Source organism: Klebsiella sp. JN_Kp126 (assembly GCF_033843325.1).
In the GTDB taxonomy this organism is placed as follows: domain Bacteria; phylum Pseudomonadota; class Gammaproteobacteria; order Enterobacterales; family Enterobacteriaceae; genus Klebsiella; species Klebsiella michiganensis.
In genome coordinates, this window is record NZ_JAWXQV010000076.1 from 19,687 (window position 1) to 33,621 (window position 13,935).

Genomic DNA, 13,935 nt, shown 5'->3' on the forward strand with positions numbered 1-13,935 from the left:
ATTTTTAATCATTGATGAAAAACAGCGAGTGAGAATGCCACAACATCCAGTCGGTAGAATGCTCACGAATACTTTGTTCAATAATAAGAGGCATTTCCTGCTTTAGCTTTTTTGCCGGAACGGGCTCTTGAATAATAATTTTCAGCCCCCGATCGTAATAAAGATGATAAAAAACCACCTTCGCGGACATCATTCTGGCCATGCGGATAATGCCGCTGTGCAGATTGGCCTGACGACCGAATAACTGACAGTGCAGTTTCTCGGTTTTGTCCTTGCTGGCAAACTGCGTAAAGTCAGGAGTAATATCAGGGAAAAGAATAATATTACGTTTATTTTCAGCCGCCTCCATCACCGACGTCATCAGGTTGCCGGCGATGTTTTTGTTATCTTCATGAATTGAGCAATACGTGAGATCCACGCCACCGAGCTGACGCTCGGCTTCAGAATGAGCATTCGCGCTACGGGAGGTGATGACCGTCGCTTTCCCTGGAAATACCGCTGCGCCGACCATCGTGCTCAGTACGTCTGAAACCATGTGCATAGGCGCAAGAATCACTGACTGGTGCGCACGTTGCAGCGGTTCAACAACGGCATTGAGCTGTGCTGAACAGTCAGCGAGTTCCTGCATTACCCGGCGATTTTGCCCGTAGGTGACCGCCTGAACCAACAGCTGCCGACGCTGGGTCAGCCAGATGTAATCAAATTTCTTCTTATCGTTAAGCAGACACCGGCGGTTTGCTTCTGCAACGGCTGCCCGTAGCTTTAGATCGCGTCGTGTCAGCCCCAAAAAACGGCTGACATGAGAGAAAGCAAAAACAACGCGATAGTGCAGGCGCCGGAAGAGTAAGCAATGCGCCCGGTAGGCAATAAGCTGGAGTTTATATAAAAACCACTGATATTTAACAGTCAGGTTTTTCCAAAACAGCGCACACCACAGGGCAAAGAATTTCATTATTTCTCCGGCACCCGATCGGTTTCTAAAAGCGAGATTAATTTATCAGAGAACACCGGAAACTCACTGTCCTGGAATGCCACCCACTTTTTAGCGACAATAAAAGCCGGCGTGGCATTAATATTATAATAGCGGGTCACCTGGGTCATATATTCCAGCAGTTCTTTGACTTTCACGGACTGGCTGACTCTATTGTATTGCGCAATGCTAATTTTATTCTCTGCGAGCCACGCCTCGCGTTGGACTGCATCGCCTAAATCAATTTTATGCTTTATAACCGCGTCGTAAGCGCTTTTGCGATGCGCCTCTTCAATGCCCATGACCTGCAGGGTAGCAAATACCGGTGCGTAGCGCGCCAGTCCGCCCTGACCATCCAGATTGAAATGAATACGCACCAGCTTCTTGCCTGCTGGCATACGCTTTTCCAGCGCATCCACGTTCTCTTCGTTCACCTCGCAGTAATGGCAACCGTATGAGAATATTTCAATAATATCTTCCCCGCCGACGATCGGACTGTTTGTGACTTTTTCCGCCGCCAGCGATACCAGCGCCTGCTGCTCAACATCACCCTTTTGATTGAATACAAAGGTGTGGAACCACGCGGTGGTAATCAACGCCGAAACTACCGCAACAAAAACGGTATAAGCAAAAAGGGGAAGAATTCTTTTTTTCACGGTACTTTTTCATCCTGAAAACAATATTTAACAGACTCAGGCGAGCGTTGTATAAACATACAACGCTCTGGCAGAATAAATACTAATCCTATTTACTCTGTTTTAATGAGAAACAGCTGTTTCTCAGCCTGCATTACCGCAGTTTGACAGGGCTGCCGGGGTATACGACTTAGTTACTACGCCATGCTTGTCAGTGCAGGTTTTTACTGCATTACATGCAGTTTCATCACCCACCAGAGTCAGTTCGAAGCTGTTAACGCAGGTGGTGCAAGTACCGCCAACAATTACGCTTGCTTCAGTCATGGTCATCTTTTTCATCTGTGATATCCTTATTTAAAATGAATACTAGGTTGAACATAGCGTTCACTGGCATATTTCCAGTCTATGCCCATTATCGAGAAGTTATTATTAGACATCCTCTTTATGTACCCGAAACAATAGCCTGAAAGATTCAACGCTCAGGTTTTCATTAGCGGATGCGGCGCATTGTAGCCGTGCTTTTTTCATTGAGCAATACACCTAAATCAACCTTGAGCGATGATTATCAGATTAAACACAACGCATAGCGTGGGATTTTTCTTATGAAATCCCAAGAAAATAGAATACGCAAAAACACACCCGCACCAGACGCCAGATCCTTCCCAACCCAAAGACAGGATTTTTCTTACGAAAAACTGAGATGGCAAGATCATGTAATAATAATTTTTTATAAAAATAATATGGCAGAACTCACTTGAGGAGAATCGTGACTCATCTATTTGGATTTACATTTCATTAATATCTATTCATGGCACTATTGTGGAAAGACATATAGTTTCACATATCTAAACCATTGCAAAACGAATGCTCTAAATTTCAAATTTCATCTTTTTGGATGAGCAACTTATTTTAAAAAAAAATCATAACGATGTGATTTCCTGCTGATTCATGCCGGTATAAAAGGTAACCGAACGCACATTTTCATGCCCTGAGGTCGAAGGAAGTGTCCCCACGTATCGCTACCGCGGAACATCTATCGCTATGACCATGCAATCCATAGGCGCTGATCCGCCGTGTTAAACCAGATATTACGCGTTTCACACAATCGATCTCTACGCGTTCAGACTGGATGAGACGTTCGAGGCTGATCCCGGAACCGGAAGGGTGAGAGGACTGCGGGAACCGCAGGAGCATTTCTTTGGCGGCCCTGACGCAGGCAGGCGTATATCGTCCCTGCCGGGAGCGCGGCTTGGTTGGTGGGGTGAGTGGGCCATATGGAGAACCCTGGCGCTGCGTCGCTCTCGCTAAAGTGAGCTGATCTCAGAAGCTTTTTTCGGTCGGCTGCCAGGTGCAGAAATCTTCGTTTGCCACCAGCAGCAGCTGAGAGCCTTCAGGCGCTTCCAGCCACGCCACGCTGACCTCAATGGATGAGTGATTCTGACGTCGCTCAATATGCGCCAGCGCCTGCGTATCGAGGTCAGGCTTCACGGTCTGACCTTCACAGGTGGTCACCGTCCTGTTGGCATGCCAGCGCCCCTGGCGCAGCATAACGCGTCCCTGACGCAGAGCGTCGCTGGTCTGGCGTATTTGCTCAGCGCGATAGCGGTATAGCGCGACCTGATCGCTGGAAAGCTGCTGCTTCTGCCCATCGATTTCACGCTGCATAAAGCTGAGTTCGCCCTGCGCATCAAACCGGGCGCGAATATGTTCCGGCGGTTTACCGTAGACGTTGAGTTCAATCAGCGCGAGCTGGCCATCCTGCCAGCGGTACTCGCTGGTCGAAGTATTACCATGACGCCATGGACTGAAGGCGGCAAGGAGATGGACCTCGCCGTTAGAATCTTTGCGCCAGATACGCATCGCCCCCTGGTTATCCGCATATCCGCTGGCGGTAAACGGCGGGAGAGAGGAATCATGGCTGCAGGCAGTGAGCAGCAATACGCCTACCAGCGCCAGCGTGCGGCGCCAGGTAGACAAAAGGGGCCGACAAGCCCCTTCGATAAAACTGTACACTGCCACGCGGTCTTACTTAACTGCGTCTTTCAGAGCTTTACCAGAAACAAATGCCGGTACGTTTGCTGCGGCGATTTTGATTTCATTACCGGTCTGCGGGTTGCGGCCAGTACGCTCAGCGCGGTGGTTCACTTTGAAGGTACCGAAACCAACCAGTTGAACAGCATCACCTTCTTTCAGAGACTCGGTAATTGCAGCCAGGGTAGATTCCAGGGCAGCTTTCGCCTGTGCTTTGGACAGGTCAGCTTTGTCCGCAATTACATCAATCAGTTGAGTCTTGTTCATAAGTTATCCTTACAATGTGTTTATCGCTTGCTAAGCATCGAGTGCGACGGAAATGCCTGAAAAGCACTCTCCTGCATACACGCACCGATAGCCACGTTTTTTCGCCCCCCAAATGTAGACCAGACGGGGGGCGGAATGGAAGCCTTCAGAAGCTACAATTCAGGCGGTAAATCACGTTTTCTGGTCTCATTGCTGAAAATTTATACCAATATTGCTCTCACCGGCCTCGCGAAGGTCTGCACGCAGCCCTTTGATCAGTTCAATATCGCGTTCTTCACAGTCGGCCAGAAGACGGAAAATCTCCCACTGAATATCCCATTCTTGTTCGACTGCCGGGTTTTCCTTGAGCTCTTCGTCGGTCATTTCGCGACCAGCCTGGGTCATTTCCAGCATCGCAACGGTGGTGATCGAGCTCTTGCTGACTTCAATAGCATGTTCGAGCGTTTCGCCGCTCAGCCGCGAATGAATCAGCTCACTCAAGGCCACGCAGGCATCAATGGCCGGATAGACGCCGTACAGGTCGTAATCATCAGCGGCCGGAATCGCCTCTTCCAGCTTTTCCAGCTGGCTGTCGAAATTCACCTTCGCATCTTTTACCGTCAGCGTTTCCCAGATCAGATCGAGAATACGGCGATAAAGCTGGCCATCGGCGAACTCAGTTTGCTGACAGAACATGGCGTAGTTGGGGTACATCCGCTCGCACAGGCAGGCCATAAAGGTCACGTGCTGCCAGCTTTCCAGCTTCTCCAGACGCAGATGAATCGGGTTTTGTAACATGATGAAATCTCGAAGTCAGAAATTAGCCGCAGTGTACCTGAATCAGTCGTGATTTGCTTGCCAACGCACAAACGCCGGACGCCGGGACGCCACGGCATCAGCCCAGCGCGTCGGTTCAGGCAGGCGGTAGCCTTTCAGGCAGCGCTCCACCCACATCAGCGCGCTATCCAGGCCCACGCGGTGCCCGGTACTCACAAACAGGGGATTACAGCGCGTTTTACTGCGCAAAACCCACGCCAGCTGCTCGCCTTTATCTAACAACGGCGCCAGCGCGCCGGGCTCATCGCCCAGCGGCTCGAACTTACCGCACAGCCGTTTTTTCGCCACGCCGATGGTCGGCACATCCACCAGCAGACCAAAATGGCTGGCGACGCCGAGGCGGCGCGGGTGGGAAATACCGTGGCCATCAACAAATAAGAGATTTGGCTTCTGCGAAAGCTGCTCCCAGGCCGCCAGCAGCGCGGGGGTTTCGCGAAAGGAGAGGAAGCCGGGGATATAGGGCATCGTGGTCGCGACGCGCGCGACCTGATACTCCACCAGCTCCAGGGACGGATAGCTCAGCAGTACCATCGCCGCCCGGGTCACCTCTCCCTCTTGCTCAAATCCAACATCCGCTCCGCCGATCAGCGTCGGCGGATCCTGGTCCAGCCGATCGCCTCGTTCAACCGATGCCGCCAGGCTGAGCTGCTGGGTGCGTAGCGATGACAAATCCATATTCACTCCTTAACGGTGGTATGGCGCCGACAACCGGTGCACTGCCTCCACAAATACGCCCGCATGTTCCGGGTCGACGTCCTGATGAATGCCGTGCCCAAGGTTAAAGACATGGCCTTCGCCCTGGCCAAACCCGGCGAGAATGGTCGCCACCTCTTCTTCGATGCGCGCCGGAGGGGCATAGAGCATCGAGGGATCCATATTGCCCTGCAGGGCGACTTTATGGCCGACGCGACGCCGCGCATCGGCGATATCGGTCGTCCAGTCGAGCCCCAGCGCATCGCAGCCGGTTTCCGCCATCGCTTCCAGCCACTGCCCGCCGCCTTTGGTAAACAGCGTCACCGGCACGCGGCGGCCATCATTCTCACGCAGCAGCCCATCAACGATTTTATGCATGTAATAGAGCGAGAACTGCTGATAATCCCGGCCGGTCAGCACCCCGCCCCAGGTATCAAAGATCATCACCGACTGCGCGCCCGCTTTGATTTGCGCATTCAGATACAGCGTGACGCTTTTCGCCAGCTTATCGAGCAGCGCGTGCAGGGCCTGCGGCTCGGCGTACATCATCTTTTTGATCACCGTAAACGCTTTGCTGCTGCCGCCTTCCACCATGTAGGTCGCCAGCGTCCACGGGCTGCCGGAAAAGCCAATCAGCGGCACTTCTCCCTTCAGCTCACGGCGGATGGTGCGCACGGCGTTCATCACGTAGCCAAGCTCATCTTCCGGGTCGGGGACGGGTAATTTATCGACATCCGCTTTGCCGGTAATGGGTGAGGTAAAACGCGGGCCCTCCCCGGCTTCGAAATAGAGCCCCAGCCCCATCGCATCCGGGATGGTGAGAATGTCCGAGAAGAGGATAGCCGCATCCAGCTTATAGCGGCGCAGCGGCTGCAGCGTCACTTCACAGGCAAGCTCGGCGTTTTTACACAGCGACATAAAATCGCCCGCCTCGGCGCGGGTGGCCTTATATTCCGGTAAATAGCGGCCCGCCTGACGCATCATCCATACCGGGGTGACATCAACCGGCTGGCGTAGCAGCGCGCGCAGGTAGCGATCGTTCTTCAGTTCGGTCATTTTTACATTCCTTTAGCGTTGATGCGCCAAGTTTATACACAAAATCATTCAAAGTGGATCGAGGCGGCAATTGAATGAACCCAAGGAGCTTACTCAAGTAAGTGACTGGGGTAAGTGAAAGCAGCCAACAAAGAGGCAATTTGAAGGATAAAGTATATGTAACATGTCACTCATACTCTGCCCGACACATCGCCACGGTATCTTCAATCAGACGGCGCGCCACGGTGCCCGGCGGCGGCAAAAGCGGCAGATTGTCATAGCGATACCATCCCGCCTCCAGCAGCTCTTTCTTGTCGATGACAATCTCGCCGCTATCGTACTCGGCCATAAATGCGGTCATCAGCGATTGTGGGAACGGCCAGGGCTGAGAGGTCACGTAGCGCAGGTTTTTCACCTTAATGCCGCTCTCCTCCATCACCTCGCGGGCAACGGTCTGCTCCAGGGTTTCGCCGACTTCGACAAACCCGGCCAGCACCGTATGCACGCCGTTACGATGGCGAGTATGCTGCGCCAGCAGGATAGAATCATCCCGACGGATGGCGACGATAATGCAGGGGGCGATTTGCGGGTAGTAGCGTTCGCGGCAGTGGCTGCACAGCATTGCCCACTCGGTTTTGCTGGGGTGCATCGGATGCCCGCAGTAGCCGCAGAATTTGTGCGAGCGGTAGAACTCCGCCAGCTGGATCCCGCGTCCCGCCAGTTGAAAAAGGCCAGCATCCTGATCGAGCACCTGACGCAGCGATCCCATCTCATGCCGGCGATCCTGGCGGACCAGCCACACCGGATCGCCCTGCCATTCTCCGATTCGCAGCGCGGGCTGCCCCGCAAGATTAAAATTTACCGCTTCGCCGTAGGGCAATTCTCCATCGGGCAACCATAATTTCTGTTCGTGGCTGACGATCCACCAGCCGCGATCTAATTTTTCAATAATACGATCCATATCTATTGCACTACCTTTATTTTACTGGCACTTTTAACATTAAATTTACATTTTGGTGAGCAACGTATTTCTCTTAAAACCTTGCGGAGTCAACCATGTTAAACCAGCTGGAAAACCTGACGGAACGTGTTGGAGGCAGCAATAAACTGGTCGATCGCTGGCTACAAGTACGTAAGCATTTGCTTGTGGCTTACTACAACCTGGTTGGCCTGAAGCCCGGCAAAGAATCATTTATGCGGCTTAATGAGAAAGCGCTGGATGATTTTTGTCAAAGCCTGGTGGACTACCTCTCCTCCGGCCATTTTAATATTTATGAACGCTTTATCGGCGAATTGGAAGGCGATACGCCACTTTTAGCCGCCACTAAGATTTATCCACAGCTGCAGGCCAATACCCAGCAGATCATGGATTATTACGACTCCTGCCTCGAAAACGCCATCGATCACGATAACTACCTTGAGTTCCAGCAGGCGCTGTCGGACATCGGCGAAGCGCTGGAAGCGCGCTTTGCGCTGGAAGATAACCTGATCGCCCTCGCCGTCGCCCACAGCCGCAAAGACAACGTCAGCGACAATATCGCGCCGACCGCTTGAGTTGTGAGCCATTAACGCGTAGTTTACATACATTCCCCCTCACGGAGAGGGGATGTCATCTTGTCGGAGTGCCCATTTTCCACAGTGGAAAAGGCTGAGACCGTTAATTCGGGATCCGCGGAACCTGATCAGGCTAATACCTGCGAAGGGAACAAGAGTAAACTGCGTTTAGCATCTGCCTCTTCAGGGCCGATCGCATCTGTTACTCCATCCGTCGTCTGGCAAGCCATATCCTGTTTAACTGGAATGAGCTATGTCTACAACCAAACTCACGCGTCGAGAGCAACGCGAACGCGCCCAGCGCTTTATCGACACCCTGGAAGGTACCGCATTTCCCAATTCGCAGCGCATCTATATCCCCGGTTCGCAGGAAGATATTCGCGTACCGATGCGCGAAATTCAGCTGAGCCCGACGCTTATCGGCGGCAGCAAAGATAATCCTCAGTACGAAGCGAACGAAGCTATTCCGGTCTATGACACCTCCGGCCCCTATGGCGATCCGCACGTCGCGATTAACGTTCAGCAGGGTCTGGCAAAACTGCGTCAGCCGTGGATTGATGCGCGCCGCGACTGCGAAGCACTCAGCGATCGCAGCTCGGCCTATACCAGAGAGCGGTTGGCGGATGATGGCCTCAACGAACTGCGCTTTACCGGCCTGCTCACGCCCAGGCGCGCCATCGTCGGGAAATGCGTGACGCAGCTGCACTACGCCCGTCAGGGGATTGTCACCCCGGAAATGGAGTTCATCGCCATTCGCGAGAATATGGGCCGCGAGCGTATTCGTGGCGAAGTGCTGCGCCAGCAGCATCCGGGCGTTGGGTTTGGCGCGCGGCTGCCGGAGAATATCACCCCGGAGTTTGTGCGGGCTGAAGTCGCCGCCGGGCGCGCGATTATCCCGGCCAATATTAATCATCCGGAATCCGAACCGATGATTATTGGCCGCAACTTCCTCGTGAAGGTTAACGCCAATATCGGCAACTCGGCGGTCACCTCGTCGATTGAAGAAGAGGTCGAGAAGCTGGTGTGGGCGACGCGCTGGGGAGCGGATACGGTCATGGACCTCTCCACCGGCCGCTATATTCACGAGACCCGCGAGTGGATCCTGCGCAATAGTCCGGTACCGATCGGTACGGTGCCGATCTACCAGGCGCTGGAGAAGGTCAACGGGATCGCCGAAGATCTCACCTGGGAAGCCTTCCGCGACACGCTGCTCGAGCAGGCGGAACAGGGGGTGGACTACTTCACCATCCATGCGGGCGTGCTGCTGCGCTACGTGCCGATGACCGCCAGGCGCCTGACCGGCATCGTCTCCCGCGGCGGCTCAATCATGGCGAAATGGTGCCTGTCCCATCACAAAGAGAATTTCCTCTACCAGCATTTCCGCGAAATCTGCGAAATCTGCGCCGCCTATGACGTCTCGCTGTCATTGGGCGACGGTCTGCGTCCCGGCTCGATTCAGGATGCCAACGACGAAGCGCAGTTCGCCGAACTGCACACCCTGGGCGAACTGACCAAAATCGCCTGGGAGTATGACGTACAGGTGATGATCGAGGGCCCGGGCCACGTGCCGATGCAGATGATTCAGCGCAATATGGCCGAAGAGCTGGAGCACTGCCACGAAGCGCCGTTCTACACCTTAGGGCCGCTAACCACCGATATCGCGCCGGGCTATGACCATTTCACCTCGGGAATTGGCGCCGCCATGATCGGCTGGTTCGGCTGCGCGATGCTCTGCTACGTGACGCCAAAAGAGCACCTCGGCCTGCCGAATAAAGAAGACGTTAAGCAGGGTCTGATTACCTACAAAATTGCCGCCCACGCCGCCGATCTCGCCAAAGGCCACCCCGGCGCGCAGATCCGCGATAACGCCATGTCGAAAGCGCGCTTCGAGTTCCGCTGGGAAGATCAGTTTAATCTGGCGCTCGACCCGTTCACCGCGCGCGCTTACCACGACGAAACCCTGCCGCAGGAGTCAGGCAAAGTGGCCCACTTCTGCTCCATGTGCGGCCCTAAATTCTGCTCAATGAAGATAAGCCAGGAAGTTCGCGACTACGCCGCCGCGCAGACCATCGAAGTGGGGATGGCCGATATGTCGGATAACTTTCGCGCCCGCGGCGGTGAAATCTATCTACGTAAGGAGGAAGCCTGATGTATCAACCCGATTTTCCATCCGTCCCTTTCCGCCTGGGGCTTTATCCAGTCGTCGATAGCGTCGCGTGGATCGAACGCCTGCTGGCCGCGGGCGTTCGCACTATCCAGCTGCGCATCAAGGATAAACGCGATAGTGAGGTTGAAGAGCATGTCGTTGCCGCTATCGCCCTGGGACGCAAATACCATGCGCGGCTGTTTATTAACGATTACTGGCGCCTGGCCATCAAACATCAGGCTTACGGCGTGCATTTAGGCCAGGAGGATCTGGAAACGACCGACCTCAGCGCCATCCGCAACGCCGGGCTGCGTCTTGGCGTTTCGACGCATGACGATATGGAAATTGATATCGCGCTGGCGGCGCGTCCCTCTTACATCGCGCTTGGGCACGTTTTTCCAACGCAAACCAAGCAGATGCCTTCCGCCCCTCAGGGGCTGGATCAGCTGGCGCAGCATATTCAGCGACTCGGGGATTATCCAACCGTGGCGATTGGCGGCATCAGCCTTGAGCGCGCCCCGGCGGTACTGGCGACCGGCGTCGGCAGCGTTGCGGTGGTCAGCGCCATTACTCAGGCGGCCGACTGGCGACAGGCAACGGCCCGGCTGCTCGAGATAGCGGGAGCCGGTGATGAATGACAGCGATTTTATGCGCTATAGCCGCCAGCTGCTGCTGGAGGATATCGCCATTGAAGGCCAGCAAATGCTGCTGGCCAGCCGGGTGTTGATCGTGGGTCTCGGCGGGCTGGGCTCTCCCGCCGCGCTCTATCTTGCCGGCGCTGGCGTCGGCACGCTGGTGCTGGTCGATGACGACGACGTGCACGTCAGTAACCTGCAGCGACAAATTTTGTTCACCAGCGAGGATATCGCTCAGCCTAAAACCACGGCCGCCAGGGCCCGGCTGGCTCAGTTAAATCCGCAGATTGAACTGATTGCGCTGAAGCAGCGGTTAGGCGGAAAGGCCCTGCGGGATGAAGTGGCGAAGGCCGATGTGGTACTGGATTGCACCGATAACATGGCGACCCGACAGGCGATCAACGCCGCCTGCGTCGCGCTTAAAACGCCGCTGATTACCGCCAGCGCCGTCGGGCTTGGGGGGCAGCTGATGGTACTGACGCCGCCGTGGGAGCAGGGCTGCTATCGCTGTCTGTGGCCGGACGCTAACGAGCCTGAGCGCAACTGCCGTACGGCGGGCATTATCGGTCCGGTGGTTGGCATGATGGGTACCCTACAGGCGCTGGAGGCCATCAAGCTGCTCGCCGGCATGATGGCCCCGCGGAACACGCTGCGCCTGTTCGATGCCCGAACCAGCAGCTGGCGCACTCTCGCGCTCCAGCGGGCTCAGGGCTGTCCGGTATGCGGAGGACAGCATGCGGATATGGTTTAACGATGAACCGTTGCAGTGCGCCGAAGCGACCTCCGTCGCCGATCTGCTCACGCAGCTGGAACAGCAGCAGCCGGGCGTCGCGCTGGCGCTCAATCAACGCATCCTGCCGCGTGAACGGTGGCAAGATCATCTCTTACAGGAAGGCGATCAAATCCTGCTTTTTCAGGTTATCGCTGGAGGCTGACATGTTACGTATTGCGGATAAAACCTTTGAGTCACATCTTTTCACCGGCACAGGTAAATTCGCCGCCCCCGACGTCATGGTGGAGGCCATTCGCGCCTCCGGCAGCCAGCTGGTGACGCTGGCGATGAAGCGCGTCGATCTCCGTCAGCATAATGACGCGATCCTCGCGCCGCTGCTGGCGGCCGGCGTTAGCCTGCTGCCCAACACCTCCGGCGCCAAAACGGCGGAAGAGGCGGTATTTGCCGCCCGCCTGGCGCGGGAGGCGCTGGGCACCCACTGGCTGAAGCTGGAAATTCATCCGGACGCCCGCTGGCTGCTCCCCGATCCGATTGAAACGCTGAAAGCGGCGGAGATTCTGGTACGGGAAGGCTTCGTGGTGCTGCCCTACTGCGGCGCCGACCCGGTGCTGTGCAAGCGCCTTGAAGAAGCGGGCTGCGCGGCGGTGATGCCGCTCGGCGCGCCCATCGGCTCCAATCAGGGGCTGGAAACTAAAGCGATGCTGGAGATTATTATCGCGCAGGCCACGGTGCCGGTAGTCGTTGACGCGGGTATTGGCGTGCCGAGCCACGCGGCGCAGGCGCTGGAAATGGGCGCTGACGCGGTACTGGTGAATACCGCCATCGCCGTTGCCGACGATCCGGTAACCATGGCGCGGGCCTTCCGTTTAGCGATCGATGCCGGCTTGCTGGCCCGACAGGCAGGCCCGGGCGTGCGCAGCGCGCAGGCGCAGGCCACCAGCCCGCTGACCGGCTTTCTGGAGGCGCGGGTATGAACACCTTCACTGACCGTTGGCGGCAGCTGGACTGGGACGATATTCGCCTGCGAATCAACGGGAAAACCCCCGCCGACGTTGAACGCGCCCTGGCGGCAAAACAGCTCAGCCGTGACGATATGATGGCCCTGCTCTCCCCCGCCGCCGCGGACTATCTGGAGCCTCTGGCCCAGCGCGCTCAGCGCCTGACTCGCCAGCGTTTTGGTAATACCGTCAGCTTTTATGTCCCGCTGTATCTCTCTAATCTCTGCGCCAACGACTGTACCTACTGCGGTTTCTCAATGAGTAACCGCATCAAGCGCAAGACTCTGGATGAGGCGGAAATAGCCCGTGAATGCGCGGCGATCCGCGAAATGGGCTTTGAGCATCTGCTGCTGGTGACCGGCGAACATCAGGGCAAGGTCGGCATGGACTACTTTCGTCAACATCTGCCCGCGATTCGCCGCCAGTTCGCCTCGCTGCATATGGAGGTCCAGCCGCTGGCGATGGAAGAGTACGCCGAGCTGAAAACCCTCGGTCTGGACGGGGTGATGGTCTATCAGGAGACCTATCATGAAAGCATGTATGCGAAACACCATCTGAAAGGGAAAAAGCAGGACTTCTTCTGGCGGCTGGATACGCCGGACAGGCTTGGGCAGGCGGGGATTGATAAAATTGGCCTTGGCGCACTTATTGGCCTCTCCGACAGCTGGCGGGTGGACTGCTTTATGGTGGCGGAGCATCTGCTGTGGCTCCAGCAGCATTACTGGCGCAGCCGCTACTCCATCTCCTTCCCACGTCTGCGGCCTTGCGCGGGGGGTATCGAGCCCGCCTCATTAATGGATGAACGGCAGCTGGTGCAAACTATTTGCGCCTTCCGCCTGCTGGCTCCGGAAGTGGAACTCTCGCTCTCCACCCGCGAATCCCCCTGGTTCCGCGATCGGGTGATCCCGCTGGCCATCAACAACGTCAGCGCCTTTTCGAAAACCCAGCCCGGCGGGTATGCCGATAACCATCCGGAGCTGGAGCAGTTCGCGCCTCACGATGACCGCCGCCCGGAAGAGGTCGCCAGCGCGCTGGTGGCCAGCGGTCTACAGCCGGTATGGAAGGATTGGGACAGCTGGCTGGGACGCGCCTCCCAATCGTCATGATAACGAATGTAATTTCTTAAACGTTCTTCATGCACGATCGTAATAAGAGAAACGGGAGATTGTGGCCCTGTTCCCGTTTCTCTATTCTGCCCCTGTCAGCAGCGGACGCTGACCAGGGCGAATATTCACTCTTCCTCCTTTTCGCCCTGCTCCCGCCTCTTTGCGGCAACGGTAATTCTATCAATATCGAATATTAATCAGTCCATATCACAACGTCAGCGTTATAATTACCGGAGTTTTATCTGATTCGCTCAGCAGGCATGCTGGCTAAACCTGCGTCTCCACCCACGGTTTAACGCTTCTGGAACGATTTACG

The 13,935-nt window shown here is 55.7% G+C and carries 16 protein-coding genes and 1 riboswitch; of the genes, 7 read left to right on the forward strand and 9 right to left on the reverse strand.

Annotation, left to right across the window (positions count from 1 at the left end; translation table 11 throughout):
• Window positions 1-4: 4 nt before the first annotated feature.
• The 9 genes from SIK97_RS17875 to nudC all read right to left on the reverse strand — a co-directional run bounded on the left by SIK97_RS17875 (window position 5) and on the right by nudC (window position 7,408).
• Entirely contained in the window at window positions 5-952 is a 948-nt protein-coding gene (locus SIK97_RS17875) for an ABC transporter (RefSeq protein WP_032747418.1), read from the reverse strand.
• A complete protein-coding gene (locus tag SIK97_RS17880; RefSeq protein ID WP_032747417.1) occupies window positions 952-1,626 on the reverse strand; it encodes a DsbA family protein in 675 nt (224 codons plus the stop codon). Before SIK97_RS17880 ends, SIK97_RS17875 begins: the two co-directional genes overlap by 1 nt.
• A 123-nt stretch (window positions 1,627-1,749) precedes the next feature.
• Complete coding sequence (locus tag SIK97_RS17885; protein ID WP_032747414.1) at window positions 1,750-1,944, reverse strand: DUF4762 family protein; 195 nt, start codon at window positions 1,942-1,944, stop codon at window positions 1,750-1,752.
• A gap of 981 nt (window positions 1,945-2,925) precedes the next feature.
• Complete coding sequence (locus tag SIK97_RS17890) at window positions 2,926-3,618, reverse strand: DUF1481 domain-containing protein (protein ID WP_004097677.1); 693 nt, start codon at window positions 3,616-3,618, stop codon at window positions 2,926-2,928.
• Window positions 3,619-3,630: 12 nt separating this feature from the next.
• The gene (gene hupA / locus SIK97_RS17895) at window positions 3,631-3,903 is read right to left on the reverse strand and encodes a nucleoid-associated protein HU-alpha (protein WP_004097675.1); all 273 of its coding nucleotides are present in this window, start codon (window positions 3,901-3,903) and stop codon (window positions 3,631-3,633) included.
• 186 nt (window positions 3,904-4,089) lie between these two features.
• Window positions 4,090-4,680, reverse strand: coding sequence for a YjaG family protein (locus SIK97_RS17900; RefSeq protein ID WP_004097673.1), 591 nt, complete (start codon window positions 4,678-4,680; stop codon window positions 4,090-4,092).
• A 42-nt stretch (window positions 4,681-4,722) separates the two neighbouring features.
• A complete protein-coding gene (nfi, locus tag SIK97_RS17905; RefSeq protein ID WP_025107530.1) occupies window positions 4,723-5,394 on the reverse strand; it encodes a deoxyribonuclease V in 672 nt (223 codons plus the stop codon).
• 9 nt (window positions 5,395-5,403) lie between these two features.
• A complete protein-coding gene (hemE, locus tag SIK97_RS17910) occupies window positions 5,404-6,468 on the reverse strand; it encodes a uroporphyrinogen decarboxylase (protein WP_014227501.1) in 1,065 nt (354 codons plus the stop codon).
• Window positions 6,469-6,634: 166 nt separating this feature from the next.
• Window positions 6,635-7,408, reverse strand: coding sequence for an NAD(+) diphosphatase (nudC, locus tag SIK97_RS17915; protein WP_004097667.1), 774 nt, complete (start codon window positions 7,406-7,408; stop codon window positions 6,635-6,637).
• 95 nt (window positions 7,409-7,503) lie between these two features.
• Between nudC and SIK97_RS17920 the strand changes: the two genes are divergently transcribed.
• From SIK97_RS17920 to thiH, 7 genes are all read left to right on the forward strand, one after another.
• The gene (locus SIK97_RS17920) at window positions 7,504-8,001 is read left to right on the forward strand and encodes an Rsd/AlgQ family anti-sigma factor (RefSeq protein WP_014837106.1); all 498 of its coding nucleotides are present in this window, start codon (window positions 7,504-7,506) and stop codon (window positions 7,999-8,001) included.
• Window positions 8,002-8,055: 54 nt separating this feature from the next.
• Window positions 8,056-8,169: riboswitch (TPP riboswitch) on the forward strand.
• Between the two features lie 85 nt (window positions 8,170-8,254).
• Window positions 8,255-10,150, forward strand: coding sequence for a phosphomethylpyrimidine synthase ThiC (gene thiC / locus SIK97_RS17925; RefSeq protein ID WP_047722748.1), 1,896 nt, complete (start codon window positions 8,255-8,257; stop codon window positions 10,148-10,150).
• Window positions 10,150-10,785, forward strand: a complete 636-nt coding sequence (thiE, locus tag SIK97_RS17930) for a thiamine phosphate synthase (RefSeq protein ID WP_032747405.1) — start codon at window positions 10,150-10,152, stop codon at window positions 10,783-10,785. The genes thiC and thiE overlap by 1 nt, the downstream gene beginning before the upstream one ends.
• On the forward strand, window positions 10,778-11,533 hold the full coding sequence (locus SIK97_RS17935) for a HesA/MoeB/ThiF family protein (protein ID WP_032747403.1): 756 nt from the start codon (window positions 10,778-10,780) through the stop codon (window positions 11,531-11,533). The genes thiE and SIK97_RS17935 overlap by 8 nt, the downstream gene beginning before the upstream one ends.
• Window positions 11,517-11,717: a sulfur carrier protein ThiS gene (thiS, locus tag SIK97_RS17940; protein ID WP_032692783.1), complete on the forward strand. Its 201-nt coding sequence runs from the start codon at window positions 11,517-11,519 to the stop codon at window positions 11,715-11,717. Before SIK97_RS17935 ends, thiS begins: the two co-directional genes overlap by 17 nt.
• A 1-nt stretch (window position 11,718) precedes the next feature.
• Window positions 11,719-12,489, forward strand: coding sequence for a thiazole synthase (gene thiG / locus SIK97_RS17945; RefSeq protein WP_025107535.1), 771 nt, complete (start codon window positions 11,719-11,721; stop codon window positions 12,487-12,489).
• Window positions 12,486-13,619: a 2-iminoacetate synthase ThiH gene (gene thiH / locus SIK97_RS17950; RefSeq protein ID WP_014227494.1), complete on the forward strand. Its 1,134-nt coding sequence runs from the start codon at window positions 12,486-12,488 to the stop codon at window positions 13,617-13,619. Before thiG ends, thiH begins: the two co-directional genes overlap by 4 nt.
• Window positions 13,620-13,935 lie beyond the last annotated feature (316 nt).